The organism is Candidatus Phyllobacterium onerii (assembly GCF_028331445.1).
Taxonomy (GTDB): domain Bacteria; phylum Pseudomonadota; class Alphaproteobacteria; order Rhizobiales; family Rhizobiaceae; genus Phyllobacterium; species Phyllobacterium onerii.
This window is the reverse complement of sequence record NZ_JAQMHX010000033.1, coordinates 1-2,500: the sequence shown is the minus strand read 5'-3', so window position 1 is coordinate 2,500 and position 2,500 is coordinate 1. Positions and strand designations below refer to the sequence as shown.

Sequence of the window (2,500 nt, the reverse complement as noted above, 5' to 3'; positions counted from 1 at the left end):
GAGGACTTGAACCTCCGACCTCACGCTTATCAAGCGCGCGCTCTAACCAACTGAGCTACAAGCCCTGATTTGACAGATCAACCGTCAAACGCAGCGCGCTTACGCGTCGCAGCTCGTGCCGTGCGCCCGTCCTGAGACGGTAGGTCACCAAAAGAGGCCGACCGGCCGTCGCGGCTCGTGCCGCGCCCTCGCGGAGCACAGCCCGATAGGGCGTACGTGCGTGAGCGCTTACAAAAACATCAAAGAAAGAGAAACGTAGGCGGCAGTCCCTGCATTGTATGCACGGTTGTCAAGCTGACTGGCTTGCAACCTTTGTTCTAATAAGATGTCTATACTTGGTTCCGCTAGCTTATCCAAAAAGTCATGCAACTTTTTGGGCAGCGGAACGGTCGTGATGAGACGTCTTCCTTAGAAAGGAGGTGATCCAGCCGCAGGTTCCCCTACGGCTACCTTGTTACGACTTCACCCCAGTCGCTGACCCTACCGTGGTTGCCTGCCTCCTTGCGGTTAGCACAGCACCTTCGGGTAAAACCAACTCCCATGGTGTGACGGGCGGTGTGTACAAGGCCCGGGAACGTATTCACCGTGGCATTCTGATCCACGATTACTAGCGATTCCAACTTCATGCACTCGAGTTGCAGAGTGCAATCCGAACTGAGATGGCTTTTGGAGATTAGCTCGACCTCGCGGTCTCGCTGCCCACTGTCACCACCATTGTAGCACGTGTGTAGCCCAGCCCGTAAGGGCCATGAGGACTTGACGTCATCCCCACCTTCCTCTCGGCTTATCACCGGCAGTCCCCTTAGAGTGCCCAACTGAATGATGGCAACTAAGGGCGAGGGTTGCGCTCGTTGCGGGACTTAACCCAACATCTCACGACACGAGCTGACGACAGCCATGCAGCACCTGTCACCGATCCAGCCTAACTGAAGGATACCATCTCTGGTAACCGCGATCGGGATGTCAAGGGCTGGTAAGGTTCTGCGCGTTGCTTCGAATTAAACCACATGCTCCACCGCTTGTGCGGGCCCCCGTCAATTCCTTTGAGTTTTAATCTTGCGACCGTACTCCCCAGGCGGAGAGCTTAATGCGTTAGCTGCGCCACCGAACAGTATACTGCCCGACGGCTAGCTCTCATAGTTTACGGCGTGGACTACCAGGGTATCTAATCCTGTTTGCTCCCCACGCTTTCGCACCTCAGCGTCAGTATCGAGCCAGTGAGCCGCCTTCGCCACTGGTGTTCCTCCGAATATCTACGAATTTCACCTCTACACTCGGAATTCCACTCACCTCTCTCGAACTCAAGACTACCAGTATCAAAGGCAGTTCCGGGGTTGAGCCCCGGGATTTCACCCCTGACTTAATAGTCCGCCTACGTGCGCTTTACGCCCAGTAAATCCGAACAACGCTAGCCCCCTTCGTATTACCGCGGCTGCTGGCACGAAGTTAGCCGGGGCTTCTTCTCCGGTTACCGTCATTATCTTCACCGGTGAAAGAGCTTTACAATCCTAAGACCTTCATCACTCACGCGGCATGGCTGGATCAGGCTTGCGCCCATTGTCCAATATTCCCCACTGCTGCCTCCCGTAGGAGTCTGGGCCGTGTCTCAGTCCCAGTGTGGCTGATCATCCTCTCAGACCAGCTATGGATCGTCGCCTTGGTAGGCCTTTACCCCACCAACTAGCTAATCCAACGCGGGCTCATCCAATTCCGATAAATCTTTCCCCCGAAGGGCACATCCGGTATTAGCTGAAGTTTCCCTCAGTTGTTCCGAAGAATTGGGTAGATTCCCACGCGTTACTCACCCGTCTGCCACTCCCCTTGCGGGGCGTTCGACTTGCATGTGTTAAGCCTGCCGCCAGCGTTCGTTCTGAGCCAGGATCAAACTCTCAAGTTGAAAATTTGATATTGGCTATATTGGTCACGCTTCAGGTTAGAACATAAAGTCCCAACCCGTTGAATCGACGAGAACATATATACACCTTACATCCAAACCCACTCAAAACCGCCAATTGCTCGGCAATCCCAAACGCGCCTGGACGCATGTAACATCTTCTCTCGAAACGTGTCCGCCAAAGTATCTGTTGAACATCTTCCGATGTTCCGCAGGACCCTGCCGCCCACGTTTCTCTTTCTTCTGTATGTAATTGTCAAAGAACCGGCCACAGCTCAAAAGCCACCGCCCAAATAACCCTCCAGCCTTCCGGCCAGACAATCCCGGCAACCCGAAAGCCGCCGCAAAAACACTCAACCGTAACCGGCATAACCAGCCCGAAAGCCAACATGCCAAACAACGCCTAAAACCAAAATCAACCTTCCGGTCAATCCCGAAACAGCGTCACTTCCGTAACAGTCTCTTTTAAACTTAACCTCAGGCACTCAATCAACAAGCCCGCAAGCAAACCAGTCAACCAAACTATAGGGCGCATTCGGCAACCGCCAGCGGCGCCCCGCCCTCGTTGTGCCGGTATATAGACCCCACCTAACAAACCTGTCAACA

General features: G+C 54.2%; 1 tRNA gene and 1 rRNA gene (1 of these 2 cut by a window edge). Both read right to left on the bottom strand.

What is annotated here, in order from left to right:
• A tRNA-Ile gene (locus tag PHA01_RS28970) sits at positions 1-65 on the bottom strand; it reaches 12 nt to the left of the window's first position.
• Positions 66-412: 347 nt separating this feature from the next.
• Positions 413-1,897: ribosomal RNA gene (locus PHA01_RS28965) — 16S ribosomal RNA — on the bottom strand.
• Positions 1,898-2,500 lie beyond the last annotated feature (603 nt).